Annotated in this window: 24 protein-coding genes and 1 other RNA gene; 15 read left to right on the top strand and 10 right to left on the bottom strand. The window is 55.2% G+C overall.

The genetic code is table 11. From position 1 onward, the window contains the following. Nucleotides 1-48: 48 nt before the first annotated feature. The 4 genes from ACXAIA_RS05450 to ACXAIA_RS05435 all read right to left on the bottom strand — a co-directional run bounded on the left by ACXAIA_RS05450 (nucleotide 49) and on the right by ACXAIA_RS05435 (nucleotide 2794). Nucleotides 49-672, bottom strand: a complete 624-nt coding sequence (locus ACXAIA_RS05450; protein ID WP_475348445.1) for a class I SAM-dependent methyltransferase — start codon at nucleotides 670-672, stop codon at nucleotides 49-51. Nucleotides 673-779: 107 nt separating this feature from the next. After that, entirely contained in the window at nucleotides 780-1361 is a 582-nt protein-coding gene (locus ACXAIA_RS05445) for a TetR/AcrR family transcriptional regulator (RefSeq protein WP_475348444.1), read from the bottom strand. Nucleotides 1362-1472: 111 nt separating this feature from the next. Further along, on the bottom strand, nucleotides 1473-2000 hold the full coding sequence (locus tag ACXAIA_RS05440; protein WP_475348443.1) for a dihydrofolate reductase: 528 nt from the start codon (nucleotides 1998-2000) through the stop codon (nucleotides 1473-1475). Continuing rightward, nucleotides 2000-2794, bottom strand: a complete 795-nt coding sequence (locus ACXAIA_RS05435) for a thymidylate synthase (protein WP_475348442.1) — start codon at nucleotides 2792-2794, stop codon at nucleotides 2000-2002. The genes ACXAIA_RS05440 and ACXAIA_RS05435 overlap by 1 nt, the downstream gene beginning before the upstream one ends. A gap of 209 nt (nucleotides 2795-3003) precedes the next feature. Here ACXAIA_RS05435 and ACXAIA_RS05430 point away from each other — a divergent pair, with 209 nt between their 5' ends. From ACXAIA_RS05430 to ACXAIA_RS05410, 5 genes are all read left to right on the top strand, one after another. Further along, a complete protein-coding gene (locus tag ACXAIA_RS05430; RefSeq protein ID WP_475348441.1) occupies nucleotides 3004-3564 on the top strand; it encodes a putative glycolipid-binding domain-containing protein in 561 nt (186 codons plus the stop codon). Between the two features lie 78 nt (nucleotides 3565-3642). Beyond that, nucleotides 3643-4011, top strand: a transfer-messenger RNA (tmRNA) gene (gene ssrA, locus ACXAIA_RS05425). 139 nt (nucleotides 4012-4150) lie between these two features. After that, nucleotides 4151-4690: an SspB family protein gene (locus ACXAIA_RS05420; protein ID WP_475346615.1), complete on the top strand. Its 540-nt coding sequence runs from the start codon at nucleotides 4151-4153 to the stop codon at nucleotides 4688-4690. Between the two features lie 179 nt (nucleotides 4691-4869). After that, entirely contained in the window at nucleotides 4870-6486 is a 1617-nt protein-coding gene (locus tag ACXAIA_RS05415) for a fumarate hydratase (RefSeq protein WP_475346614.1), read from the top strand. 175 nt (nucleotides 6487-6661) lie between these two features. Next, nucleotides 6662-7582, top strand: coding sequence for a DMT family transporter (locus ACXAIA_RS05410; RefSeq protein ID WP_475348440.1), 921 nt, complete (start codon nucleotides 6662-6664; stop codon nucleotides 7580-7582). A gap of 27 nt (nucleotides 7583-7609) precedes the next feature. Here ACXAIA_RS05410 and ACXAIA_RS05405 read toward each other — a convergent pair whose 3' ends face one another. Continuing rightward, nucleotides 7610-8719, bottom strand: coding sequence for an AbrB family transcriptional regulator (locus tag ACXAIA_RS05405; RefSeq protein ID WP_475348439.1), 1110 nt, complete (start codon nucleotides 8717-8719; stop codon nucleotides 7610-7612). Between the two features lie 229 nt (nucleotides 8720-8948). On the opposite strand from ACXAIA_RS05405, the gene ACXAIA_RS05400 reads away from it, so the two are divergent. After that, nucleotides 8949-9581, top strand: coding sequence for an alpha/beta family hydrolase (locus tag ACXAIA_RS05400; protein WP_475348438.1), 633 nt, complete (start codon nucleotides 8949-8951; stop codon nucleotides 9579-9581). Nucleotides 9582-9648: 67 nt separating this feature from the next. On the opposite strand, the gene ACXAIA_RS05395 is transcribed toward ACXAIA_RS05400, so the two are convergent. Continuing rightward, a complete protein-coding gene (locus ACXAIA_RS05395; RefSeq protein WP_475348437.1) occupies nucleotides 9649-10086 on the bottom strand; it encodes a VOC family protein in 438 nt (145 codons plus the stop codon). A 125-nt stretch (nucleotides 10087-10211) separates the two neighbouring features. On the opposite strand from ACXAIA_RS05395, the gene ACXAIA_RS05390 reads away from it, so the two are divergent. From ACXAIA_RS05390 to ACXAIA_RS05375, 4 genes are all read left to right on the top strand, one after another. Next, on the top strand, nucleotides 10212-10916 hold the full coding sequence (locus tag ACXAIA_RS05390; RefSeq protein ID WP_475348436.1) for a helix-turn-helix transcriptional regulator: 705 nt from the start codon (nucleotides 10212-10214) through the stop codon (nucleotides 10914-10916). Beyond that, entirely contained in the window at nucleotides 10900-11292 is a 393-nt protein-coding gene (locus tag ACXAIA_RS05385; protein ID WP_475348435.1) for a TfoX/Sxy family protein, read from the top strand. Before ACXAIA_RS05390 ends, ACXAIA_RS05385 begins: the two co-directional genes overlap by 17 nt. A gap of 111 nt (nucleotides 11293-11403) precedes the next feature. Then, nucleotides 11404-13353: a putative bifunctional diguanylate cyclase/phosphodiesterase gene (locus tag ACXAIA_RS05380; RefSeq protein WP_475348434.1), complete on the top strand. Its 1950-nt coding sequence runs from the start codon at nucleotides 11404-11406 to the stop codon at nucleotides 13351-13353. 160 nt (nucleotides 13354-13513) lie between these two features. After that, nucleotides 13514-14233 (top strand): hypothetical protein, encoded by a 720-nt coding sequence (locus ACXAIA_RS05375; protein WP_475348433.1) that lies wholly within the window; start codon nucleotides 13514-13516, stop codon nucleotides 14231-14233. Here ACXAIA_RS05375 and ACXAIA_RS05370 read toward each other — a convergent pair. Further along, on the bottom strand, nucleotides 14137-16209 hold the full coding sequence (locus tag ACXAIA_RS05370; RefSeq protein ID WP_475348432.1) for a SpoIIE family protein phosphatase: 2073 nt from the start codon (nucleotides 16207-16209) through the stop codon (nucleotides 14137-14139). The genes ACXAIA_RS05375 and ACXAIA_RS05370 overlap by 97 nt on opposite strands. Before the next feature lie 3 nt (nucleotides 16210-16212). Continuing rightward, a complete protein-coding gene (locus ACXAIA_RS05365; RefSeq protein ID WP_475348431.1) occupies nucleotides 16213-16518 on the bottom strand; it encodes an STAS domain-containing protein in 306 nt (101 codons plus the stop codon). Between the two features lie 181 nt (nucleotides 16519-16699). On the opposite strand from ACXAIA_RS05365, the gene ACXAIA_RS05360 reads away from it, so the two are divergent. Beyond that, on the top strand, nucleotides 16700-18310 hold the full coding sequence (locus ACXAIA_RS05360) for a sigma-54-dependent transcriptional regulator (protein WP_475348430.1): 1611 nt from the start codon (nucleotides 16700-16702) through the stop codon (nucleotides 18308-18310). 18 nt (nucleotides 18311-18328) lie between these two features. Here the strand turns inward: ACXAIA_RS05360 and cobD are convergent, their stop codons facing one another. Further along, nucleotides 18329-19417, bottom strand: coding sequence for a threonine-phosphate decarboxylase CobD (gene cobD, locus ACXAIA_RS05355; RefSeq protein ID WP_475348429.1), 1089 nt, complete (start codon nucleotides 19415-19417; stop codon nucleotides 18329-18331). A gap of 126 nt (nucleotides 19418-19543) precedes the next feature. Between cobD and ACXAIA_RS05350 the strand changes: the two genes are divergently transcribed. From ACXAIA_RS05350 to ACXAIA_RS05335, 4 genes are all read left to right on the top strand, one after another. Continuing rightward, nucleotides 19544-20434: a phytanoyl-CoA dioxygenase family protein gene (locus ACXAIA_RS05350; RefSeq protein WP_475348428.1), complete on the top strand. Its 891-nt coding sequence runs from the start codon at nucleotides 19544-19546 to the stop codon at nucleotides 20432-20434. Nucleotides 20435-20499: 65 nt separating this feature from the next. Further along, nucleotides 20500-20865 carry an Hpt domain-containing protein gene (locus ACXAIA_RS05345; protein WP_475348427.1) on the top strand — a complete coding sequence of 122 codons (366 nt, stop codon included), beginning with the start codon at nucleotides 20500-20502 and terminating at the stop codon, nucleotides 20863-20865. Between the two features lie 764 nt (nucleotides 20866-21629). Then, entirely contained in the window at nucleotides 21630-22688 is a 1059-nt protein-coding gene (locus ACXAIA_RS05340) for an ABC transporter substrate-binding protein (protein ID WP_475348426.1), read from the top strand. A gap of 80 nt (nucleotides 22689-22768) precedes the next feature. Next, nucleotides 22769-24208 carry a GGDEF domain-containing protein gene (locus ACXAIA_RS05335; RefSeq protein ID WP_475348425.1) on the top strand — a complete coding sequence of 480 codons (1440 nt, stop codon included), beginning with the start codon at nucleotides 22769-22771 and terminating at the stop codon, nucleotides 24206-24208. A 33-nt stretch (nucleotides 24209-24241) separates the two neighbouring features. On the opposite strand, the gene rodA is transcribed toward ACXAIA_RS05335, so the two are convergent. After that, entirely contained in the window at nucleotides 24242-25405 is a 1164-nt protein-coding gene (gene rodA / locus ACXAIA_RS05330; RefSeq protein WP_475348424.1) for a rod shape-determining protein RodA, read from the bottom strand. Nucleotide 25406 lies beyond the last annotated feature (1 nt).

The following is a 25406-nucleotide window of genomic DNA, read 5'->3' as shown; positions in this document are numbered from 1 at the left end:
GATCAGGCATCACCGAACTGTGATGGGAAGCATATGTCGGGAAGGGGGCTAATCCCGTTTGGCGACGATGAAGCGTGATCCGGTGCTGGCTGGATATTCACCGGTTTCAAGCAGTTCAAACCCGGCCGTGCGGATCATGTTTTCAAGTCGGTCATAGTTCAGGAAATGAATGCGCGGTGCCTTGCCCAGTTTCTGAAGGATCCAGATCAGCGGTTTGAGATAGCCAAGCTTCTCACCAAGGCAGGGTGTTTTGGAAATCAACATCCCGCCCGGCTTGATGACGTTATGCAGGGTGGAGATGGCATCTTCGGGCTGATCAAACAGATGCAGGATGTTAAAGCCAAGCACGACGTCAAAGCGATCTGGCGCAGCGGCGATGTCTTCAATCGTTTGCTTTGCAAAGCTGACGTTCTTGGGGGCGTCACCCTTGAGCTTGTCTTGGGCGATTTCGATCATGCGTCCGGAAATATCGGTACCGGTCAGCTGCGCAACATCGGCGGCCAGTTTCAGGGCTGTCGTGCCCGTGCCACAGCCGATTTCAAGAACCTGTTGATCGGGGGAAAGATAGGCACGCGTGCGATCAAGGGTTTGCGCATAGGCCGCTTCGTTGCCGATGCGTTTGCGGGCGTATTTGTCGGCAACAGAGTCCCAGAACGTGTCGCTGCGTTTCATGATGTGTCCGGCATGTGTGCACAAATTGCGGGCATGGATTGCGTTGCCAGACTATCAAGGAGCGCAAGGCAATGCGCAACCGGAAACGGTGGTGAAAACGTGGTGGATTAGTCCAGCGCGGCCAGAATGGTGTCGGTGTAATCCTGAAGTGTTTCCTGATCGGCACCCCGGCGCGACATCAGTTGAACGCCTTGGAATGATCCGGTCAGGAAGCGGGCAAGCGCACGGACATTCTTGTTTTTTGAAATCGTGCCCTGGTCCATGGCGCGTTTTAGGGCGGTGGCAAAGGTATCTTCGGCCCGGCGGAACGCCTGATGGGCGATGGCGGCGGTTTCCGGATCATGCGGCGCCAGTTCCATACCGGAATTCACCATCAGGCAGCCTTTGTGTCGGCCCTCGGCACAGCCGGTTTTGGCGGTATCACGAAATGTCTTTTCTATTGCCAGACGGCCGTCATCGATGTTGCGCAGATCGGCAAATCGTTCAGAACTGATTTTCTGGCTGTAATGATCCAGCACGCGCAGGAACAGAGCCTTCTTGTCGCCGAAGCTTGCATACATGCTGGCGCGGTTCAGGCCGGTTTCATCAACCAGATCCTGAATAGAGGTTGCTTCAAACCCCTTGCTCCAGAAGATGTTCATCGCGTTATCAAGAACGCTTTCTTCGTCAAACGCGCGTGGCCGTGGCATCGGCAGATCCTTTGATCGGTTCCAGGCTTTGGAACGACTGTTCTATAATTCAAACCAAGATGGGGCGAATGCGCGGGAAAATCAACCGGCAGCTTGCAACGCACGGATAAATCAGGATTTTACGATGCGATCGAGCGTGACAAAGCTGTAATCCGGCCCGTCAGGATTTTCGATCTTCTCGCGGGCTGTTTCGCGCCATTGATCGGCGGGCAGCGGATCAAGGAAGGTATCACCTTCGATCTCGTCATGGACTTCTGTCAGCTCATACCGCGTCGTATAGGGCAGGGCGAGATGATAGATCTGCGCACCGCCGCCAATAATCACTTCATTGACGCCCTCGCGCAGGGCAATTTCATCAGCCAGTGCAATGGCGTCTTCCATGGTGTGGCACACCCGGACATTTTCATGGTCATACGACCAATCGGTGTCGCGGGTAACAACAATCGATGTGCGTTTGGGAAGCGGGCGACCGATGGCCTCGAACGTTACGCGCCCGATGATCATCGGCTTGCCAAGGGTGAGTGCCTTGAACCGTTTAAGGTCATCGGGCAGCTCCCACGGCATCCAGCCATCCTTGCCAATCGCACCATTGGCGGCCGCGGCAACAACGGCGACGCGTTCAATTTCGGGATCAGTCATCAGACAGCAACCTTGCCGGCAATATGCGGGTGCGGGTCGTAGCCGGTCAGTTCGAAATCATCATACTTGAAATCAAAGATCGATTTGACCGCCGGATTGATCTTCATGGTCGGAAGCGGGCGGGTATCACGCGCAAGCTGCTCTTCGACCTGATCAAGATGGTTGGTGTAAAGATGCGCGTCCCCAAGGGTATGGACAAAATCACCCACCTCAAGATCACAGACCTGCGCAATCATCATGGTCAATAGCGCATAGGATGCGATGTTGAACGGCACACCCAGGAAGATATCCGCACTGCGCTGATAAAGCTGACAGGACAGCTTGCCATCGGCGACATAGAACTGGAACAGGCAGTGGCACGGCGGCAGCGCCATGTTGGGCACGTCTGCAACGTTCCAGGCCGACACGATCAGACGGCGGGAATCGGGATTGTTTTTGATCTGGTCAATCAGGCCGGTGATCTGGTCAATGGTTTCGCCATTGGCACCGCGCCAGGAGCGCCACTGGCCACCATATACCGGGCCAAGGTCGCCATTCTCATCGGCCCATTCGTTCCAGATGCGCACGCCATTGTCCTGCAGATATTTGACGTTGGTATCGCCATCAAGGAACCACAGCAATTCGTGGATGATCGATTTCAGATGCAGCTTTTTGGTGGTGACCAGCGGGAACCCCTTGGCGAGGTCGAAACGCATCTGGTGACCAAAGACTGAGACAGTCCCGGTGCCGGTCCGGTCTTCCTTGCGTGTGCCGGTGTCACGCACCAGACGCATCAGATCGAGATATTGCTGCATGCTGTTCCCTGCATTTTTGGAATCGCTTTGGTCGCAGCATAGTCAGGTCGAGTGGCACGGGCAAGCGACGCCATCCGATCTTTGTCATGCCCTTAAGCATGCCGCCTCTACTGACACATCCTGTCAGGACAGGTCAGGCAAAATCGCGAATGTTGGGTATAGTCAGCTTTCAGGGATTTGGGTGCGTTTGCCACATGGGAGTGTTGGTTTTGCAAAAGACTGTTCAGTGGGTCGATTGGAATGGAAACGGCCTTGAATACTGTTTCTGTCAGTCTGGTCCGGACGGGATAGAGCTTGAAGGAGACGTGGTCGGGACGCGTCAGGGCCATTATGGCGGGTCTTATCTTGTGGTGACGGATGCCGCGTTCGCGACACGCGAAGTTAAGGTAAGCTATGTCGGCGGGGCAGAAATGCACGTGACGTCGGACGGTAAGGGAAACTGGTTTGATTGCATCGCAAAGCGCGGCCTGCCGTCTTTGGCAGGGTGCCTTGATGTTGATATCGGCATCACACCTGCGACAAACATGCTTCCGATCAAGCGATTGAAACCGGCTGAGGGCGAGGCGCAAGAGATTTCGGCGGCCTATGTGCCGTTGCCAAGCCAGATAGAGGGTGATTTCCTACCGCGCAGCGCGCCACAGCGTTACACCTGTTTAGTGCCCGGGAAACGCTATCGTTATGAAGGGCTGTTTCGCAATTTCTCGGCAGAGCTTGAGATTGATGACATCGGTCTTGTCATCGATTACCCGGACACCTTCCGCCGCGTGTGATTCCCTCCAATGCGGGGCGTGGCTGCTTGCGGGGATCGCGAAATGTTCCGTCGAAAATGAAAAAAAGATTTCCCGATTCCCCTTGTGAAACGGGGGGCTTTTGACCTATATAGGGGCTGTCGGGGCAACTCGACTACGGCGCTAAACTGCGTGACAGAATAGGCTTTACGGACCCGGGGGCGGTACCCGGCGGCTCCACCAAACTTTATCGGTTGTCCGACCCAGACAATCTTCGTGGGGCCGAAATAGGATCGACGTGAGCAGTAAAAGTCAATGTGGGCGCTCGGCATGGTACCACCGCATCGGGCCAATGTTTGTAAATGCAAACGACAACAATGCTCCGGTTGCTGCTGCCGCCTAAGCGGTACTAGCACCAAAGCGAAATTCCGATTGCCGGGAGCGGTAATTTGGTGGGGGACGGGGCACCTAGCAACAGAACGCCCCACTCTTGTATTTCTTTCCCGCTTCGTTATGAATAGAGTCATTATCAAACGCGCCAAGATGTAATTGGCGCGCAAAGATGCCATATGACAATGACGGGACGCGCCGGACATCCCCGGTGGTTTCGCCAGACACAGGATTACTGATGCAAGAACCGGAAGAATTCCGCTACGATCTTATGGTCGACCAGGCGCTGCGCGGTGTGGTGAAAGACATCCTCGCGCGCGTAGCCGAAGAGGGCCTTTTCGGAGAGCATCACTATTATATCACCTTCCAGACCAACCATCCCGGTGTGGCCCTGCCTGAAAGCCAGCGCAAGGCGCATCCAGACAACATCACCGTTGTCCTGCAGCACCGGTTCTGGGATCTGAAATCCGAAGATGATCACTTCTCGGTGGGGATGAGCTTCGATGGCATGCCGACCACGGTTGTCGTGCCCTATGATGCCATGCTGGCCTTTGTCGATCCGTCTGCCAACTTCATGCTGACGTTTAGCGTCGAAGAAGAAATGGATGACGCAGATTTCGACTATGATGAAGATGACGATCTTGATGCCGATCTGATCGAAGACGAAGAGGGCGCACCGACACTGGTCGCCGAACCGTCCAAGGCGCGTAAGAAGCCCAAGCCGGATGCCAATGAAACCGGCGAGGTCATCGCACTTGATGCGTTCCGAAAGAAATAAGTTGTTTAAAGGGCGGGTTTAATCCGCCCTTTTTCTTTGCCCGAACCCGTTGATGTTTCCCGCGTCCGGGGCAAGGCGTCTTACGCTAATGTATCGTGGCAATTTGGTACAATTGGCGCTAAAACCAGCCACACAAAGAACAAACCCACCTTGTTTTTGAGAGAGACGAGAACCTTCCCATGAGTGATTTTGTCTATAAACCCATGTTTGATCAGGGTAAAGACACGACCCCTTACCGCAAGATCGGGGACGAGGGTGTTTCGACCGTTGACGTCAATGGCGAGACCTATTTGAAAGTCGATCCTGAAGCGATCGAAAAGCTGACCCTTCAGGCTTTCTTTGATTGCTCGCATTTGCTGCGTCCGGGGCATCTCGAACAGCTGCGCAAAATCCTTGATGACGAAGAAGCAACCGCCAACGACAAGTTCGTGGCGATGGATCTTTTGAAAAACGCATCCATCGCATCGGGCGGCGTTTTGCCGATGTGTCAGGATACGGGGACTGCAATCATCATGGGCAAGCGTGGTGGCAAGGTCATCACCGACGGTTCCGATGAAGAAGCCCTGTCCAAGGGTGTGTGGCAGGCCTATCAGAAGCACAATCTGCGCTTCTCGCAGGTGTCGCCGAAAAACATGTTCGAGGAAAAGAACACCGGCTCGAACCTTCCGGCACAGATTGATCTTTATGCGACCAAGGGCGATGAATACAAATTCATGTTCATGGCCAAGGGCGGCGGGTCAGCCAACAAGACCTTCCTGTTCCAGCAGACCAAGGCGCTTCTGAACCCGGAAAGCCTGCGCAAGTTTTTGGATGAGAAAATCCGCACACTCGGGACCTCGGCATGTCCGCCTTACCATCTGGCGGTTGTCATTGGTGGTACCTCGGCGGAAGCCTGCCTTAAGACCGTGAAAATGGCCTCAGCCCGTTATTACGATAACCTGCCGACCGAAGGCGGCGATCATGGTCAGGCCTATCGTGATCTTGAATGGGAACAGAAGATCCTTGAGATGACCCGCGAAATGGGCATCGGTGCGCAGTTTGGCGGCAAGTATTTCTGCCACGATGTGCGTGTGATCCGTCTGCCGCGTCACGGGGCTAGCTGCCCGGTTGGTCTGGGTGTGTCGTGCTCTGCCGACCGTCAGATTCTCGGTAAGATCAACAAGGACGGTATCTTTATCGAGGATCTCGAACATGATCCGGCGAAATACCTTCCGCATGTCACCGATGAGCATCTTGATGACGAAGTGGTCAAGGTTGACCTCAACCGTCCGATGGATGAAATCCGCAAGCAGCTGTCGCAATATTCGGTCAAGACGCGTCTGTCGCTGACCGGCACCGTGATCGTGGCCCGTGACATCGCGCATGCCAAGATCAAGGAACGCCTGGATGCCGGCGAAGAGATGCCGGAATACCTTAAAAACCATCCGGTTTATTACGCGGGCCCGGCCAAGACGCCAGAAGGCATGCCGTCCGGTTCGTTTGGCCCGACCACGGCGGGTCGTATGGATGCCTATGTCGAACAGTTCCAGGCCGCTGGCGGATCGTTCGTGATGCTGGCCAAGGGTAACCGTTCCAAGGCGGTCAAGGATGCCTGCCAGAAATATGGCGGTTTCTATCTTGGCTCCATCGGTGGTCCGGCAGCCCGTCTGGCGCAGGATTGCATCAAGAAGGTTGAAGTGCACGAATATCCGGAACTGGGCATGGAAGCCGTCTGGAAGATCGAAGTCGAAGACTTCCCGGCCTTCATCGTCATTGATGACAAGGGCAACGATTTCTTCGCCGAATTCGGCATCTGATCAGAAATCAAAGCCATCAAACCAAAGCGGCGCAGGGGAAACCTTGCGCCGTTTTTCGTTGCGTATAGTGGGGCGCATAGCAGGCTCGACGTCAAAGGGGTTGCCGTCTTCGCAGATGCGTGATCGAATTCAGGATCAATAGCCCCAAAATCAACCCGTTACTGGATACCCTGTTATGTCTGAAACTTCCGCGCTCTCTACCACTGGTGCGACGGAAAGCCGACTGGTTGGTGTGACCGCCGCGCTTGCGACGGTTTGCATCTGGGCCGGCTGGCTGATTGCCACCCGCTATGCCATGACTTCAAGCTTTACCGCTGTTGATATTGGCCTGATGCGTTTCGGAGTGCCTTTTGTCCTGCTTGCCCCGATATGGATTAAGAAAGGCATTTGGCCCAAAGGCCTTTCATGGGCCAACGGCCTTTTGATGATCACCGGTTCTGGCGCGTTTTACACCCTGATGGTCGCAAGTGCCCTGCAATTCGTTCCGGCAAGCCATGTTGGCATTCTTTTGCCCGGTGTCATGGCGGTTTGGGCGGTTCTGATTGCAATCCTTTTGTTTGGGGAACGTCCGGGCAAGGTCCGCATGATCGGCTATGCCGCCGTTGTGATTGGCGTTCTGTCGCTTGTGGCGCTCAAACCGGCTGGTGTGATCAGTGATGACATGCTGATGGGCTATGGCCTTGTATCGGCCGGGGCGTTTATGTGGGCGTGCTACACCCATGCGATGCGTCAAAGCGGTCTTGGCGCGCTTGAAGCGGCATCCTTTGTCGGGTTCTGGTCGTTTGTGGCGATGGCGATCATTACGCTGTTTACCGGTACCACCATTGGTGATGCCCCGATTGGCGAGATTGCGATGTTGCTCACAGCGCAAGGCCTGTTGGCGGGTTGTGTTGCCGTGATCACCTATGGCCTTGCCGTGCGTCATATCGGATCGACCGGTGCATCGGCCTTTGGCGCGATGACCCCGGCCCTGACCGCACTGGGCGGTGTGATCCTGCTTTCGGAGCCGGGCAACCTTGCGCTGGTTCTGGCGGTGGTTCTGGTGATCCTTGGCGTGATGACCGCATCGGGCGTATTTCGCCGTATTCGGGTCTAAGCCCATACATCTTTGTAGCCCGGTGCTTCAGCCCGTCAGATGGGCTGTGCGCCGGGTAACCATCCGTGCCAGCGGCGGCCCAAAGGCCAGCACCATGAAAAAGCGCGTCGCCTGCAGCACGAGAATGAAGGACAGGTCGACATTCGTGCTGGCCGCGATAATCGCAACAGAATCAAGCCCCCCCGGGCTGGTCGCGAGATAGGCCGTCAGCGGATCAACATCCATAAACACCACCAGAAGCGCTGAAATCCCGGCACAGAACCCGATCAGAACAAAGATCGAGAGCAGGATTTTGGGAAGCGCATGTGCCGCGTGGCGCAGAACCGGTGGGGTGAATTTCAATCCGATCACCCAGCCGATCATGGCGTAGGTCAGCCCCAGAAACCATTCCGGCAGCACGACATCCAACACCCCGCTGACATGCAGGATCATGGTGACAATGATCGGCACCAGAAGCGGTCCGGATGGCAGGCGCGATATCTGCCCGACATAACAACACACCGCCACCAACCCAAGTGTGATGGCAAAGCCGCCGGCATCAAAGGCCGGGAACCAGTCATGCGGTCCCATCGCTGCCAGCATTTCCGGATCCACCCAGAAATTGGCGACACTCGATGCCACACCGACCACGATCACCACGCGGACATATTGCATAAAGGCCACCAGCCTGGCATCGGCGCCAAAGGCATCGGCCATGATCACCATGGCGGACGCAGCCCCCGGTGTTGATCCCCAGATGCCTGCCGTGCCCGGCAGCACCTGTTTGACGCACAGGATCCAGCCCAGAAAGCTGCTGGCAAGCAGGGTGACGCCGGTAATGCCAAGGATCATCGGCCAGTCAGTGGCAAAGGATGTCAGGATACCCACCGTCATCGATCCGCCAATCATCACACCCAGCACGGCCTGCGCGCCAAGATAAAGCGGTTTCGGGGCGGCAATGGTCGCACCATTGGTTCCCATCAGGATACCGATGATCATCGGCCCGACCAGAAGGGATGCCGGAACCTGCCAATGATGAAGCAGGACGGAAAACACCAGCGAAACCGAGATCAGCAACAGCCACTGAACCGGTTTGGGAAGAAGGCCAAGCCGTTCTTTGGGCGGATTTGTCGGTAACGGATCTTGTTCTGGGGGCACGATTGGGGCCTTTGTCGTGGATGTCAGGCATCTGATCGCGGGTGGCGCGATGTGATGTTGGTATGGCGCTGTGGGGCGCGCCGTGGTGGGGAGGCCAGTATAGCTCTGCCGCGCGTTGGATGCGAGTATTTGAGTGGTTCCAACTCATTATGGGCATATCTGACTTGGAGTGTGTTGATGGGTTCTGTATGACGGATGGAGATATCCGGTAGTCAAAAGAGACCCTGTTGTGAGCACCGATCCAATCAATTTTCAGTTCGATGGCGATGAAAAGGCCGATCACACGATCGTTCTGGCCCATGGGGCCGGGGCGGCGATGGATAGCCCGTTCATGGACGAAATGACCAGCGAACTGGTACAGGCGGGCCTGCGCGTGGCGCGATTTGAGTTCCCCTATATGGCCAAACGCCGGATCGATGGCAAAAAGCGCGGACCGGACCGGGCACCGGTATTGATCGAATTTTATGGCGACGTGGTTCGCCAACTTGGTGGGCCGGAAAAGCTGATCATCGGCGGGAAATCCATGGGCGGTCGGATCGCCAGCATGGTTGCAGATGATCTTGGTGTTGCCGGGCTTGTTTGTCTTGGCTATCCGTTCCATCCGCCCGGCAAGCCAGAGAACCTGCGAACAGAGCATCTCAAGACCCTTAAAACGCCAAGCCTGATTTGTCATGGCACGCGTGATCCGTTTGGCAAACCTGACGAGATTGCGGGTTATGACCTTTCGGATCGCATCGCGCTTCACTGGGTTGAAGACGGCGAGCATGATTTCAAACCGCGCAAAAGCTCCGGTCGGACCCAAAGTCAGAACATCGCGGATGCCGCAGCGGCGATATCCCAGTTTGCAAAATCGCTGGCGTAAAGAAACGGCCTGCCATTGGGGCAGGCCGCTGATTTAAGGTGCGTGGGGCTTTGGGGCGCAAGGGGGATCAGGCGATTGCACTTTCGCCGGTTTCCTTGAACTGCTGGGCAAATTTCGGGGAAAGCTCGGCGGTCGGGCTTGCGATATCAATGCGCACGCCATTGGGATCCAGCAGCGCAAAGTGGCGCTGTCCCCAGGGTTCATCACGAAGATCGACCGCGAATTCGAAACCGGCTTCGCGCAGCTCATCGGCGGCATCGCGGGCTTCTTCGACTTCCAGGGTCAGAACGGTGCCGTCGCCGATGGTGGCGGATTGGAAGATTGCCTGTTGGCTTTCATGGCCCGGTGTCATCAGGCCGAGCTGAACGGATGGGGCAGATGGCCAGACAAGCTGGCAATACCAGTCACCGTCAAAAACCGGGGTAAAGCCGAGCTTTTTATAGAAGGCGCGGCTTTGGCTGAATTTTTCAGTGATGATAATCTGAAAGGCGTTGGTCACTTTCATCGTCATGCTCCTGACGTTGGGGGGTAAATCCTGTCCCGATTTCGCCATGGTTGCACATCCCTCCTGACAGGAGCCTGTCAGGAGCGGTATGATAATTTTCGGGGCAGGATGACGAAGGAGTGATCATGAGACGGGCCGACCGACTATTTCGCCTTGTACAAATCTTGCGCCGCCGGAAACTTTGCCGCGCATGTGATCTGGCCGAGGAACTGGAAGTTTCCGAACGCACCATTTACCGCGATATTCGCGACCTTGCCGCATCGGGTGTCCCGGTCGAAGGCGAGGCGGGCGTTGGATATATCCTGCGCGATGGCTATGACCTGCCGCCATTGATGTTTGATGCCGACGAGATCGAGGCACTTGTGGTTGCCGCGCGCATGGTTCAAAGCTGGACCGATCCGCAAATGGCGCGTGCGGCGGGCGATGCCCTGACCAAGATCGAGGCGGTCCTGCCGGAGAAAATCCGGGGACTGGTTGGGGGTGTTCCGATTGCGGTGGCCGAAATTGCCCAGGAACCGATTGCCATTTCGATGCCCGACCTCAGGCGTGCCATTCGCGAACGGTTTCTGATTGAAATCGACTACACCGATGCCAAGGGGGATAATACCCGCCGCCGTGTCTGGCCACTTGGCATGCTGTTTTTTGGCAGTACATGGCTTCTGGCCAGTTGGTGCGAATTGCGTGAAGCGTTTCGCGTGTTTCGTGCAGACCGCATTGCCCATATGGATATTTCGACCGCGCGGTTTCGCCCGGTTCCGGGGCGGTCGTTGCGTGACTATCTGATTTCCGAAGGTGTTGAAGGCGAGATACTCAATGGCATCGGTCGATAACGAATTCGTTCAGATGGTCTCGGAACTTCTGGCACCACTTGGTACCATTCGCCCACGGCGGATGTTTGGTGGCTTCGGGCTTTATTGTGACGGGCTGTTCTTTGCGCTGGTGTTTGATGATGTCCTGTATCTCAAGGGGGACGCGCAAACACAAGCAACCTATGACACCATCGGAATGCCGAGATTTGTCGTCCCATCGCAGAAGGATCCCCATACGATTGCCTATTTCGCAGCGCCCGGGGAATGGCTTGATGATGAGGATCAGCTTCTTGAATTTGCCCATATGGCGCTGGGGGCAGCTGGTCGGGCACATGCCGCAAAGAATCGACCGAAAAAGAAGGGGCGAAAACAGTCATCTGCGGCAAAGAAGACCTAGAAATTCCATAGCAAGAAGATCTTTATGTGCCCTGCACAATCAGGGATGTCCCCTCGGCAAAATCTGTGTAATATTTTTTGCATGACACAGAATGCATTAGGTCTCTGAAACGTGGCAGCCGGTAGTTGGTGGCAAGGGATTGCCGACACGCTTAAAATTCGAACGGACAAGCCGGAGCTGGTGCGTGCGCAGGTTAATGCCCTGTCGCGTCAAATTCCCGTCCTTTACATGCTGCTTCTGGCCAATGCGGTGGCACTTGCCTACACCCATTATGGCTCCGCCCCTGACTGGATGACGATCCATGCTGTGATCGTTCTGGGCGCCATTTGTATCTTTCGCGCCATTGCCTGGGACTGGGCGCGGGTCGATGTGGATAATGTCGACGCCTGCATAAAGCATCTCAAGCGGATCCGAGTTCTGGCCGTGATGGTAGCGGTGCTGTTTACGGCCTGGGCCATTACCATGTTTGGCTATGGCGATGCGTTTCAGCGCGGCTATGTTGCCTATTTCATCTCGATCACGGTTGTCGGTTGTATCTTCTGTCTGGTCAACTTTCCGCCGGCCGCCATGTTGGTGGTGGGCATCGTGCTGGGCACTTTCGTGGTCTTTTTCGGATCAAGCGGCAACGAGGTCTATGTCGCGATTGCGGTGAATATGGCGCTGGTTTCGGTGATGATCATTCAGATCATCCGAAGCTTCTATGCCAATTTCTCGGGTCTGATTGAAACCCAGAATGATCTGGAAGCACAGCACAAGGCGATGATTGATCTTTCGCGCCAGAACGAGGCGCTTGCGCTGATTGATCCGCTGACAGGCCTGTCGAACCGGCGTGCATTCTTTGCCACCCTCGAAGATACGGTGAATGCTGCCAAGGAGAACGAGACCTTTGCCGTTGCAATGATTGATCTTGATGGCTTCAAACCGGTCAATGATGTGCATGGTCATCCGTCCGGTGATGAGCTTTTGCAGCAGGCGGGAAGACGTTTGCGCAATATCCTTGGCCCCGACATGCTTTTGGCCCGCTTGGGCGGGGATGAGTTCGGCTTGCTGGTCAAGGGATATGGCGATCCGCTGACCTTGATGGCGCTTGGCAAGAAGCTGTGTGATGGCCTTAACCGTCCCTTCTTGCTCAATGGTGTAACGGTTCAGGTTTCGGCATCGCTAGGCCTTGCGACCTATCCGACTGTGGCCCGCACCCCGAATGGTCTTTTTGAGCGGGCCGACTTTGCCCTTTATCACGCCAAGAAGAATGCGCGCGGTGAGGCGGTTCTGTTTGCCGCCCATCATGAAACCCTGATCCGACATGATTCCCAGATCGAACAGGCGCTGCGCAAGGCCGACCTTTCGAGTGAGCTCAGCCTGCATTATCAGCCAATTTTTGACATCCAGTCGGGCGAGGTCAGTTCGCTTGAGGCGCTGGCACGCTGGGACAGTGTTCTGATGGGGCAGGTATCCCCGGGGACGTTTTTCCCGGTTGCCGAAAAGACCGGACAGGTCAGCTTCCTCACGCGGGTTCTGTTTGAAAAACTGATGGTCGATATGCGGGATTGGCCGGCAAAGCTGCCGGTATCGTTTAACCTGTCGGCCCGCGATATTGTGCTGTCAGACACCGTTGAATGGCTGATCGACGAGATCAGGAAACACGATATCGATCCGGGCAGGCTGACATTCGAGGTCACCGAAACCGCATTCCTGCGCGATTTTGAAGCCGCGCGTACCAGCATCCGCTATCTGCGCGAACATGGTGCCCGTATTGCCCTTGATGATTTCGGCATCGGTTATTCCAGTCTGCGCTATGTCCATGAGCTGGAGTTTGATGTGCTCAAGGTTGATCGCAGCTTTGTCTCCCCCGTGCCGCACAATGAACGCAGTCGACGGATCGTCAAGACCGTGATCGATATGTGCCAGAACCTTGGCATTGATTGCGTGCTTGAAGGGATTGAAAGCGATAGCCAGCGTGATGTTCTGACCACATTGGGCGGGCGGCTGATGCAGGGCTATTTCTTTGCCCGTCCGAACCGCGAAGTCAGACTTGAAGCACTTGATGGCGGACTTCGGTAATCAAGGCATCTGCCTGCGTTAAGGTGCCAAACCGTAAAAGCTGCGACTCGGTTAATATTCCCGCAACCAGATGACAGTACTCTGTTCCAAGACGGATCGATATCCGGGCCATATGGCGTGATTATCGGTTCCGAGTTTTGGCGGGAACGGGGCCTTGACCATGTCGTCGCAGACAGAGACTTTGCAAACATCCGCAATGGCCATCGCGGGCGAGATTGATCTTGCCCCTGAAATCCGTGCCCGTCTGCGCAATCTGATCGACAGTCTTCCTGACCAGCCAGCCCGTCTTCGTGTTTTGGGGCATGTGTTGCTTGATCTTGGACTGTCCGAATTGGCACTGAACGCGTTTGGTCGGGCGTTGCTGATTGATGATCTTGATGGGGCAACCCATTTGGGGCTGACGCGAGTGTATATTCAGACCGGCCGTCGTGATCTTGGCCTTGAACATCTTGAAATCGCGATCAGCCTGCGCCCGGATGCACGGGAATTGCGGGTGTTGGCGGCTGACATGCTTGGCTGTCGCGACAAAATGCGTGCCCTGGATCAGCTTGGCGCGGTACTGGCGTCTGAACCGGATCATGCCGGCGCGCGCAAAGGGCTGGCCAATCTTGTGCGGGCAGCCATCGCAAGTCGTCTTCAGGCCGGTTCGAAAGATACGGTTTCCAGGGAACTGGAGATGCCCCTTGATCGCACGCAGGTGTCGTGGGGGGATATCGAACCGTTCGGTGATCTGGTGCAGTCTTGTGTTGGTCCGGCGCGCTACGTTTCCCGAAAAACAGTCTCTCAGCGCTCTCGGCTTGCCGCCGGGATCATGGCGGACTGCAACGAGACAATCGTGAAATCATCATCAAGCTTTGCGGGTGCCCGGTCCATGAACTGATCGGCGATCTGTGCTGCCAGATCAATGTCGCTGCCGCCTTCGAGCACGGTTTCCTGCAGCATTGAAAGCAAGCCTTCCTCACACAGGAACTGACCGTTATCAAGCGTGGTTTCAATCAGGGCATCACTGTAAAGCAGCAGGAAGCTGTTCTTGTCGAACGGCACTTCACGGGTTTCGTAACGCGCATCACGGATCACACCCAGCGGAACACCCGACCCGTCGAGATAGCGCGCATCACCGGTGATGCTGTTGCCCAAAACAGGCGACGTACAGGCGGCACTGGCATAGGTGAACACGTTCTTTTGCCGATCAATGATGCCATAAAGCATGGTCGCATACTGGCCAACCGGCAGAAGCCCCTTAAGGCGGCGGTTCAGGGCCTGCAGATAGGTATCTGGCGTTTGATCATCAAACTGTTCCGACCAGATCAGGGAATGCAGGCGGAATGTGTTTAACGCGGCACCAAGCCCATGCCCGGCGAAGTCGACGATATAGACACCCAAGCGGTGGGCATCAATGGGCACCAGTCCCCACATGTCACCACCCAGTTCCGAGGACATCTGGAAGGTCGCGCTGATGCGCATGCCGTAATCCATTCCGACACCGCGATAATGTTCCGGGGCGGGGTTGAGGTTTTCCTGCATGTTGCGCGCAAGTTCGAGCTCGGACTGGGTGCGTTCCTGATAGGCTTGAAGCTTTTGGACCAGAAGCCGGTTTTCAAGGTGGATCTTGGTGCGTGCGATCAGTTCAGCCTTGTTGAGGGGCTTCAGGATCAAATCGGTCGCCCCGTCATCGAAAATACGCGTGCGGCCTTCGTTTTCTTCCAGCGCAGTCTGGGCAATGATCGGCGTTTTGGCATAGGCCGGATCGGCGCGCACCGCCTTGCAGACCGCATAGCCGTCCAGTTTGGGCATGATGATATCAAGAATGATCAGATCAGGATTGTGGGCCTTGATCTGGGCAAGGGCATCCTCGCCATCCTTGGCAAAGACCAGATTGGTAAACCCGTCCGCACGCAAATAGGACGCGATGATTTCGCGCGACAACATGGTGTCATCCGCGATCAATATGGTCGCGTTCTGCGGGATGCGCAGTGCGGTGTCCGCTGACGTTGTCAGGCGATGTTCAAGATCGGACAGGAACGAGGCTTCGGGCGACAGTTTCGCAGACTGGTCGTCATCAAATGTCAGTTCAATACTGCGCCCATCGCGCAGAAAATTGACCGATTGGCAAAGACTTCGGATCAGGGGCAACCCCCTGCCAAAGGTGCTGTCCTTGCGCGTGATATCAAGTGTCGCCTTTTCGTCCGGTGGGGTGAAACCCTGACCTTGATCACTGATGGTGATGACGACCTGACCATTTTTGCGCCGTCGCGCTGTCAGGATAATGGCACGTGAACCGTGGCGCCTGGAGGCCAGGCGGCGTTCGGTTTCCTCGCCAAGCTCCTTGAAGCGATCCATCGATAAATGACCACCCGTGTCGAGCTCGAGATTGCCATGCACCAACGAGTTGGCAAAGGCTTCCTGAACGGCCATCTCGACAGAGGATGCGATGCTGTCGCCGATCAATCCGCGATGGCGCAGGCTGGTAACAAACTTTCGCGCCACCGGCAGGTGATAGGCACTGCGCGTTGAAAGGCACACCAAAAGGTCATGCTTGGGGCGCGACTTTTTGCCAGAAAGCGGCGCAAGGTCATCCAGATCAAGTTCCGGGAAGCATTCGATAAATGTTTCGCAGTTGAGGCGGATCAGGCCACCAAGCCAGTCGCGTCCGACCATCGGTGGCAGGATGCACACGGAAAAATGCCGTTGACTGGAAAAGTCTTCGGGCGTTTGGCCGGACGCATATTTGATGGAAATGTCGTCTGGCTGTTGCCAGATGTTCGGGTTGAGAACAAGCTGATTGGCGTCTTCCTGCGCAACTGATTGCGCAACGGCGATCAGATGCTTTGCATGGGCCTCACCGCCTGCCGGCATGGATCAGTCTTCCAGCCGGAATAGGGTGTCAAAGCGGGCAACTTCAAGCATGCGTTTGACTTGCCCCTGCGCACCACGCAAGACGACAGTGGTGTTGGTCTTTTCACCTTCGTCACGCGCAAGCAGCAGCATGCCAAGACCGGCGGAATCAATGAAATCGACACCGGAAATATTCAGGACAAGAGTGGATGATTCATGACCACGGACTTCTTCGATCAGTTTGCGAAAACTCGAATGGTCCCCAAATGTAAAGCGACCCGTCACTTCAACTGTCGTGGTGCCATCGGCGAATTCTGTCTTGTAGTTCAAGTCCGGACTCCCTCAAAGCGCGTAACCAGGGCCAAAACCCTGATAAAGGCTATGCTTTTCTTAACATTGATATGATTGTGTATGGTTTGGGCTGTGACTGCAACAAATGTTAGTAGTTGTGGGATGAGCAACACTGTCGGTATGCTCACCCACAGTAGTATATCGGGATACGAACAAGAAAATGCCAGAGCAGGCACGCATTGTAATTGTTGAAGATACACTTTCGCTGGCGCGTGTGTATCAGGATTACCTGCGTGCGGATGGTCATTTTGTCGATCATGTCGTCAGTGGCACCGACGCCATTGAACGTTTGCGCCAGGACCCGCCGGATGTCCTTGTTCTGGACTTGATTTTGCCCGATATGGATGGCCGCGAAGTTCTGCGTGCCGCCGCCCAGATTGCACCCGATTGCAAGATCGTTGTCATCACCGCGCACGGATCGATCAATGTCGCGGTCGAAGCGATGCGCGAAGGTGCCTGGGATTTCCTGTTAAAGCCCTTTACCGCCGATAAACTGCGCGAAACGGTGACCAAGGCCGTCAAGGGTGGGCCATCACTTCAGGCTGCACCAGAGGCTGATCCGCAAGATGCCGATACCGACGAGATGTATTTTGACATCATCGGTGGGTCGGAAAACATGCGCGATATATACCGCATTATTGAAAATGCCGCGCCGAGCAGAGCCACCGTGTTTATCACCGGTGAGTCCGGTACGGGTAAGGAACTGGCGGCAGAGGCAATCCATCGTCGTTCGGAACGCACAAGAGATCCCTTCATTCCGCTAAACTGCGGTGCGATTCCCAAAGACCTGATGGAAAGCGAGATTTTCGGTCACGTCAAAGGGGCGTTTACCGGTGCGGTTTCAGACCGCGAAGGGGCCGCACACCGCGCGGATGGCGGCACGCTGTTTCTTGATGAAATCTGTGAAATGGACCTTGATCTGCAGACCAAGCTTCTGCGGTTCATTCAGACCGGATCCTTCCAGAAGGTGGGTGGCAGTTCGATTGAAACGGTTGATGTGCGCTTTGTTTGTGCGACAAACCGCGATCCGCTTGAGGAAGTCCGGTCCGGCCGGTTCCGCGAAGACCTTTATTATCGCCTGCACGTTATTCCGCTGCACATGCCGCCATTGCGCGACCGTGACAACGATATCTTGCAGATCGCGAATTTCTATCTGCAGCGCTTCACGCGCGAAGAAGGGCGCGATTTCGAACGCTTCAGCCCCGAAGTTTCCGCCCTGTTTGCGCGCTATTCCTGGCCGGGCAATATTCGCCAGCTGCAAAACATCATCCGAAACATTGTTGTCCTGAATAACGGGACAGAGGTCACGCTTTCGATGGTGCCGCGCCCGGTCAATAGCGGGTCCGAAGGCGATCAGTTCGGATCAGGCACGATCGAGGCGCCGCCACCACACCCGGTTGTTTCAAACGAGCCGGGCGGTCCCGGACGCCTGTGGGAAGGCGACCCGGAGGCACTTGCTTTCCTGGCTGGTGCGCGACAGATGCGCAAGGTTGTTGAAAACCATCATTCCGAGCGGAGCAATCAACTGCTTGGCGCAAGTGTCGGGGTAAGCGTGGGCGCTGATGAAGCCGCCGCTTTGTCGCCACCACCATTTGCGCCCGCCAACAGAACCTTTGGCGAGATCAAGCCCCTGTGGCAGGTCGAAAAACAAGCGATTGAAGAGGCAATAGAACGTTGCGGCGGGTCTATTCCACGTGCGGCCGATGCGCTTGGTGTTAGTCCGTCTACGATTTACCGCAAAAAACAGTCTTGGGAAGAAAACCAGGACTAGGGCACCCTGATCATCGGGTTAGCGCCAGTTTGTCATGGCATCTTCAAGGCGCTTCCAATCTGTGTCTGTTCCCGGAAGGCCGAAGCGGACCTTGTTCCCATCATGATCAAACAGCCGGACCAAAATCCCGCGACGTGCAAGATGATCAGCCAGGGCGGCACAATCTACGCCATCGTAATAGCGAAACAGATCCGTGCCCCCGCAAAGAACCAATGCACTGTTTTCAGTAATAAGCTGATCAAGTCGCAGGGCATCAGAGCTTAGGCGGGCCCGCGTTGTTTCCTGCCAATCCCGATCCAGAAGGGCCTTTGTGCCAACCGCAAGTGTCGGGCCCGGAATGGCCCACGGACCAATGCGGTTTTCAAGGTCAATCGCAAGGTCTTGCCCCATCACCGCACAGCCAAGTCGGGCACCTGCCAGTCCGAAAAACTTGCCAAAAGAGCGCAGGACAATCGTGGTTGGCAACTGATCAATATCGGGACAGATCGACTGGTCTGGTTGGCAATCCATAAAGGCCTCATCAACCACAAGCCAGCAATTCTGCGCTGCTGCAAGCTTGCCCAGTTCGATGGTGTCGCGGGGGGCAAAGCGACTGCCGTCCGGGTTGTTCGGATTGACCAGAACGACGACCGTTCCGTCATCTGCACTGCGCAATATTGCCTTCGCCTGTTCACAGCGATCATTCGGATGGGTTTGATGGTTCTCGACGGGAAAGCCGGCCCGAAGCCAGCACCGCTCATGCTCGCCATATGTCGGGCCCATGATATGCACGCGTGTTGGTGTGCGGGATGTCATCCGGTCTTTTAACCAGAACGGAATGGACTGGATGAGGGCCTGTGTGCCCGGCGCACTGACAATGTGTTTTGTAGTCGGTGTCTGGTAGCAATCCTTGGCGGCCTGCTTGAGCACATCAAGTTCTGTGGCCAGCGGCAGTCTTCGCCAATGGGCCGGATCAATGTCGCCAACCGGGTAGGCGAGCGGATTGATACCGGTCGACAAATCCAACCAGTCATGTGCCGGAATACCGTATTGCTGTGCGGCCCGGTCAACAGCGCCACCGTGATTGATCGGTGTTTGATGCTTGGACTGTGTTGTGTCGTTTGTCATGTCGGGTGCCAAGCCTGATCCTGATTGCCATCGAGTGCGCGTTGTTGCCGGCGACACTTTTCCGCGCTTGCCATCAAACAATGTGCTGCGTATCGTCCGGCCATCCTCAATACCGGACATTTTCCCATGATCACACCCCAAAATGCCGTCGACATTCAGGTTTGGCAGAAGCTTAATCCGCACCTTTCGATTTCGGGGGATGGCGGACCAACTGCCGATGTCGCTGAAATTGGTACGGATAAAGGTGGCTTTGACGGAGGAGCACTGTCTGATCGGTTTTGGGATGAGGGGTACTTTCTGATCCACGATGTTTTGCCAGAAGATGATCTTGCGAAACTGCGGGTCGGGATCGAGACACTGGTTGCAAACGACCTGTCGCCCGCGCTGATCTATCTTTATGACGAAGGGTGGGATGTCTTTCGTCGCTTGCGTCCACTCCTCAGTCATTTTCTGGGCGATCGCATCGCGCTTTTACCGCATTTCTGGGCGTGGCACGTTGATCCGCAAGCTGATGGAAGCGGCTGGCCACCCCATCGTGATTATCAGGGCGAAAGCGCAATAGGTGATGACATGCTGATCAGCCTGTCACTGTGGGTGCCGCTTAGCAGCGCGACGCCTGATAACGGCTGCATGCACGTTTTGCCACGAAACTTTGAAAAGAGGTATTCTGCACCGGTGTCCAAGCCCGCTGATGTGCCGTTACAGGATGTGCGCGCACTTCCGGCACAGCCCGGTGCGGTTATGGGCTGGCGACAGGATCTTTATCATTGGGGCGGACGGTCAAGCCCCTATGCAAGCGCGCCACGCATCAGCCTGTCACTTGAATTTCAGAATGCGGCATTTGATCCGCTTGCCAATGAATTGTTGGCACTGGATAATCCCCCGGCTTTCTTGCAACGTCTGGCCTTGATTGTCGCCCAGTTTGACAAATATCGTCATATGCAGACGATGGATGCCCAGACCTTGCATTGGGCGCAAGAAGTCGCAAAAGCGTGCTCGACCGTGGCCCGTGGATAAGCCACCCAAAGGTCGCTATTGTCTGGCAATCTTGAGAAACACCGTGCGCGCAGAGATGATATCCGTTGCAGCACGAGAAAGGTGTGCAGATGGAATTGATTGATACCGCCCGGTTTGACGAGTTGTGTGACGCCCTTGGCAAGGATCAGGTTTTGCTTCTGGTGAACTTGCTACCTGCATCGTACGAGGAAGAACGCACACGCCTTGTCGCGGCCGCAGATACCAAAGACCCAGACGGTATTCACCGCTCTGGGCATGCGATCAAGGGCATGGCAAGAAACATGGCCGCCGCCCGACTTGCCGAAGAAGCATTGGCACTTGAAAGCTTTGACGGTGATTTCGGCGATCCGCTTGTTGATCGGATCAAGGGGCTTGATCAGACTGTGAACGAAACGCTTGTCGCCATGCAGGAATTCCTGGCAAGCAAATAATCCACAGGCATCCGGTTTGAGCGGTCTGAACCGCAATCTGGCAATCGGTCAGATGCTGCTGGCCCGGAAATTTTTCCATTTTTGCTCAGCTTGTTAGGTCTGATGACGGTGAAAAATGTCGTCAGGCAATAGAAAATGCCGCAATACCCCCTACATGAAATGTGGAAACATTCCAATTCAGTGACACTGAGTAAATTACCAAGACTGCTTGTGACCGTCCCACAAAGGAGGCAAGAGTGGCGAGCTATAGGAAACTCTCTGGAGAAACTGATCCGCAAACTTCTGCACGTCGGCTGCATACCGCGCCCACATATGACAAGTGGCGCCGCGATGATCTGTATCATCTGGCCGCGCAAAAGGGGATCAAGAACCGGGCAAACATGTCGAACGAAGAACTTGTAGCGGCTTTGCGACAGGCGCAGTCAGGCGCAGGATGAAGGCCTGACCATTTATCTTGATACTGTAAAGTACCGGTTTCAATTATGACACCAAGTTTGTATACAATTGTATATTAACATCTGTCGAAAGGCGGGGTCGCTCCTGACGATTGATTTGGGGTGACCGAGACTATCGTCGCGCTTGAAAGAGACAGCGTTTCACGGTTTGTAATGCGCCTTGAGATGACAGATGCCAACGCAGCTCGTTTGAACGGTCGCGCTGGTGAATGGAAACAAGAACAAAAATAGGAAACCGGTTTGAAGCCCCACGCCGTGCTTTTTCTTTTGGGACTGATTGCGTTTCTGGCGGGGCCAGCACAAGCGCAAATGACGTCCTCTGATGGTTCAGACGCGCCGGTGCGCATTGCCTTCATCAATCCCGGATATGGAGATCGCGGTTTCTGGAAAGATGTCCGCGGCACCATGCAGGCGGCAGCTGATCAGTTCGGGTATGAGTTGATCGTTTTTAACAGCGACCGCGACAGCAATATGATGATCGAAAGTGCGCAGAAGGTTTTTGCCCTTGATCCCGCCCCTGATTACATCATTGCCGTGAACGAGCATCAGCAAGGAACCCGGATTGTTCTTGAAGCAGAAGAACGCGGCATTCCGGTGATCATGTTGCTCAATGATCTGACCGATGAGCAAAAAGCTACGCATGGGCAACCGGGCAAGGATTTCGAAAACCGAATCCTGTCATTGACGCCCGACAACGAACGCGCCGGATATGATATTGCGAAATCGCTGATCGACGGTGCACGCCTTGGAAGCGACAATCGTCAACCGGGACCTTTGTGCCTGATCTCGATTGCAGGGGATCGCAAAACCCCGGCGTCTCTTCAGCGATTGGAAGGACTGGATCATGCGCTGAGCCGGTTCCCGCTTCTGAAGGAACAGCGCCGTCTGGTGGCCAATTGGTCCTATGATGAGGCATACCGTCAAATCGAAAACTGGTTGGATCGTGGTGGATGCGTCGATGCCATCTGGGCTGCCAATGACGATATCGCACTGGGCGCAATGGCTGCGCTTGAAAAGGTAGGACGAAAGCCTGGCAAAGATGTCTTTGTTGGCGGGCTTAACTGGTCACCCGATGGGCTTCGTAAGGTCGCAGAAGGCCAGATGACGATGACCCATGGCGGGCATTTCTTTGCCGGTGCGTGGGCAATCGTATTGCTTCATGATTATATACAAGGTGTTGAATTTCTGTCCCGTCATCCCGAAATCTCATTCAGGATGGAGGCCATCACACGCGAAAATATTTCCTATTTCGTGGATGTTCTCGGCAGCCGGGATTGGAATAGTCTCGATTTTAATGATTTTAGTATTGCCAACTCCGCGCCCGGCACGGAGTATGACTTTGCGTTGCATCCTGGCGACGGAGATTAGGAACAACAGGCGCCAGTCCGGGAACCCCCTTCAGGAAGACGAGGTCGATACGCTTGGCGGGACAGTCTGATGAAAAGCAAATGGATGCTCTTGCCAGCTTGAAACTGGGCAGCACAATTGCAGCCCGCCAGTTGAAATATACGCTTTTTCTTGCTGTTGCACTTGGTCTTGCGATTGTCGCTATCCGTGGATACCAAGACTATAAATGGCTTGAAGGCGTCTATCAGCAGGGCAATCAGCGTATCGTTTCTTCAAGTGTGCCCGTTGCAACCCAGGTGCTGGTCAAACACGACCGGGAACTTGCCGATGTGATGGCGCGCGGCATGCTTAATAATCGCTCGATTGCGGGTGTGACGCTGACCAATGCCCGGAATGGCATTTTCTTTGAGCTCAAACGTCCGGCAGGTGAAATACCGACTTCTCGTTGGGCCGAGAAGATGTTTGGTGGCTTGCAAACCATCACGGTTCCGGTCCGAGATCCTGATCGAAAACCTCTGACCACCATTGGCGAAATGGTGATCGATCTTAATCCGCAGGTTTACGTTAATGCCTACATGTCCCGCTTGTCGTGGTCATTTCTGGCCACCATGGTTCTTGCCGCAGTGATGGCCATGTGTTTCGCCACAATGAGCTATTATGTGTTTTCGCGTCCCGTGATCCGCCTTGGCAATTATATCGTCAATTCCAACCCGACCGATGACAGCAGAACACTGATCATGCCCCCGTATCATCGTCATGATGATGAGGTGCAGTTGCTGGGGTCGGTAACGGTTGGGCTTTTCGCAACCATCCGCCAACAACTTGCGGAATTGCGCAAGGCGCGTGACGAACTGCAGAACGCGAACATCACGTTGGAGCATCGTGTTGAACAACGCACCGAAGAATTGAACGCAGCGATGCGAAAGCTTGAGGTGATTGCATCGACAGATCCGCTGACGGAACTGCCAAACCGGCGCGCTTATCTCGCCAGACTTGAAGAAGCCATTTCGACCTGGCGACGTCGTGATACGCCGGTATCGGTCATTCTGCTTGATATTGACCGTTTCAAGGCCCTGAACGACACCTACGGCCATCAGGCTGGTGACGCGGTTCTGGTCGCCCTTGCCGAGACACTTCGAAAAACCTTGCGGACAATTGATCTTCCGGCCCGGATGGGCGGTGAAGAATTTGCAGTCCTTCTACCGGGCGAGGAACTTGAAGGTGCGATGATCCTTGCAGAACGTCTGCGCAATAAACTCGAAGCCAACAGTGTCGATTTTGGCGGCAGCAAGCTTTCCTTCACATCAAGCTTTGGCGTGTCAGGTTTGCCCTCAAAAGAAGGGATGGCAGAATTTGACCCGGATGTCGCAAAGCAGTTCGAGATGCTCAGAAACGCCGAACAGGCTGACATATCGGGAATACTGTATTCGCTGGCAGACCGCGCGCTTTATGAGGCCAAGGAGACCGGGCGTAACCGGTGCAAGTTGGCCGATTTCAAAACAATTTCCGAGTTTAAAGACCTGTTTCCCTTCGATGCGTGATCGGGAAAATGGCGGGTGTGACGAAGCAGCTTCTTAGCTGCGGCCGTCGTCATTGCCCTGTCTGGATATCCGGATATCACGGTGGATCGAGACGCTCATCAACAGGCCGAAACTGACCAGAATGGTCATCATGACCGTGCCGCCATAGGATACAAGGGGCAGGGGAACACCCACCACCGGGATAAGCCCCATCACCATGGCAATGTTGATAAAGACGTACAGGAAGAAGGTCGAGGTCACACCAATCGCGACCAGGCGTCCGAACTGGTTCTGACAGCGCAGGGCGATGACATAGCCATAAGTGATGACCAGCGCATAAAGCCCCAGCAACGCCATCCCGCCCACAAGGCCAAATTCTTCGCCCAGCATGGTAAAGATGAAGTCGGTCTGTTTTTCCGGCAGGAAGTTCAAATGGCTTTGCGACCCCAGCATGAAGCCCTTGCCAAACAGCCCGCCAGAGCCAAGTGCGATCTTGGACTGGGTAATGTGATAACCAGCCCCCAGCGGATCGTTTTCCGGGTTGAGGAAGGTCAGAACACGGTTCTTCTGGTATTCACGCAGGAACTGCCAGCCGATCGGAATGGCGGCAAGCGCACTGCCCAGAACCAGGGCAAATTTCCAGATCCGAACACCCGCCAGCCAGAAAATCACACCGCCACCGGCAATCAGAAGCAAGGTCGTGCCAAGGTCGGGCTGGCGTAACACCAGCGCGGACGGGGCCGCCACCATCAGGATCGGCGGGATCAAAAGCGTGATGCGCCCGACATCCTCGGCCGTCAGGCCGTGAAAATACCGTGCAAGTGCCAGAACCAATGAGATTTTCATCAACTCGGACGGCTGGAGCTGGAAGAAGCCCAGATTGATCCAGCGCTGTGCGCCCATGCCGATGTCACCCTTGATCTCGACCGCAATCAACAGGATCAGCGCAACAAAATACGAGAAATAGGCAAGCTTCAGCCATATGCGTATGTCGGTTACCGCGATGATGATCATTAACGTAGCCCCGACGGCAAAGCGCATCATCTGGCGTTCAGCCCAAGGCTGAAGCGACCCGTTTGCCGCGGAATACAGCATGGCAAAACCGATCCCTGACAGGGCGGCAATCAGAAAAACAAGCGTCCAGTTCAGCAATAGTAGCCGACGCCCAATCGGGACGTAATCCGGGTCCTCGCCAATACGGTATCTGCTTGCGGCCATG

Source organism: Thalassospira sp. ABL2_045 (genome assembly GCF_056161285.1).
Note: the sequence above shows the minus strand (reverse complement) of the source record. Positions and strands in the feature narration are given on the sequence as shown.

Coding starts and splice junctions, on each gene's coding strand:
- ACXAIA_RS05395 (WP_475348437.1), bottom strand. CDS start 10,086: ATGAAAGTGACCAACGCCTTTCAGATTATCATCACTGAAAAATTCAGC.
- ACXAIA_RS05390 (WP_475348436.1), top strand. CDS start 10,212: ATGAGACGGGCCGACCGACTATTTCGCCTTGTACAAATCTTGCGCCGC.
- ACXAIA_RS05335 (WP_475348425.1), top strand. CDS start 22,769: ATGGATGCTCTTGCCAGCTTGAAACTGGGCAGCACAATTGCAGCCCGC.
- ACXAIA_RS05410 (WP_475348440.1), top strand. CDS start 6,662: ATGTCTGAAACTTCCGCGCTCTCTACCACTGGTGCGACGGAAAGCCGA.
- ACXAIA_RS05350 (WP_475348428.1), top strand. CDS start 19,544: ATGATCACACCCCAAAATGCCGTCGACATTCAGGTTTGGCAGAAGCTT.
- ACXAIA_RS05415 (WP_475346614.1), top strand. CDS start 4,870: ATGAGTGATTTTGTCTATAAACCCATGTTTGATCAGGGTAAAGACACG.
- ACXAIA_RS05450 (WP_475348445.1), bottom strand. CDS start 672: ATGAAACGCAGCGACACGTTCTGGGACTCTGTTGCCGACAAATACGCC.
- ACXAIA_RS05375 (WP_475348433.1), top strand. CDS start 13,514: ATGTCGTCGCAGACAGAGACTTTGCAAACATCCGCAATGGCCATCGCG.
- ACXAIA_RS05435 (WP_475348442.1), bottom strand. CDS start 2,794: ATGCAGCAATATCTCGATCTGATGCGTCTGGTGCGTGACACCGGCACA.
- ACXAIA_RS05370 (WP_475348432.1), bottom strand. CDS start 16,209: ATGCCGGCAGGCGGTGAGGCCCATGCAAAGCATCTGATCGCCGTTGCG.
- ACXAIA_RS05445 (WP_475348444.1), bottom strand. CDS start 1,361: ATGCCACGGCCACGCGCGTTTGACGAAGAAAGCGTTCTTGATAACGCG.
- cobD (WP_475348429.1), bottom strand. CDS start 19,417: ATGACAAACGACACAACACAGTCCAAGCATCAAACACCGATCAATCAC.
- ACXAIA_RS05360 (WP_475348430.1), top strand. CDS start 16,700: ATGCCAGAGCAGGCACGCATTGTAATTGTTGAAGATACACTTTCGCTG.
- ACXAIA_RS05385 (WP_475348435.1), top strand. CDS start 10,900: ATGGCATCGGTCGATAACGAATTCGTTCAGATGGTCTCGGAACTTCTG.
- ACXAIA_RS05340 (WP_475348426.1), top strand. CDS start 21,630: ATGACGTCCTCTGATGGTTCAGACGCGCCGGTGCGCATTGCCTTCATC.
- ACXAIA_RS05440 (WP_475348443.1), bottom strand. CDS start 2,000: ATGACTGATCCCGAAATTGAACGCGTCGCCGTTGTTGCCGCGGCCGCC.
- ACXAIA_RS05420 (WP_475346615.1), top strand. CDS start 4,151: ATGCAAGAACCGGAAGAATTCCGCTACGATCTTATGGTCGACCAGGCG.
- rodA (WP_475348424.1), bottom strand. CDS start 25,405: ATGGCCGCAAGCAGATACCGTATTGGCGAGGACCCGGATTACGTCCCG.